The organism is Cobetia sp. SIMBA_158 (assembly GCF_046566945.1).
Lineage (GTDB): Bacteria > Pseudomonadota > Gammaproteobacteria > Pseudomonadales > Halomonadaceae > Cobetia > Cobetia amphilecti.
The window spans coordinates 1-261 of record NZ_JAWJYL010000567.1 but is presented as its reverse complement, the minus strand read 5'-3'; the positions used below and the strand labels follow the sequence as shown (position 1 = coordinate 261).

1 protein-coding gene is annotated in these 261 nt (G+C 68.2%); it reads right to left on the bottom strand.

Annotated elements, in window-relative coordinates; translation table 11 throughout:
* Window positions 1-261: DNA cytosine methyltransferase (locus R2R70_RS21105; protein WP_410979066.1), on the bottom strand; the 261-nt coding region annotated here is incomplete at both ends.

The following is a 261-nucleotide window of genomic DNA, read 5'->3' as shown; positions in this document are numbered from 1 at the left end:
CATCTGAGCCGCCACGGCACGGGCCAGGGGCGGCGGCACCGAATTGCCGATCTGACGCGCACCATGCCATTTGGTGGCGTTAAAGCGGAACCAGTCGGGGAACCCGTGCAGCCGCGCCATCTCGCGCACGGTGACGCAGCGGTCGTATTTGTAGTGGATCGGGCGCGGACTGGTGAAGGCACCGCGCGCCCCATCCGTGCCCGCCCGCAACGTGTTGGAGACACCGCCCCGGGCCAGCTTGAAGAAGCGGCTGATCGGCTC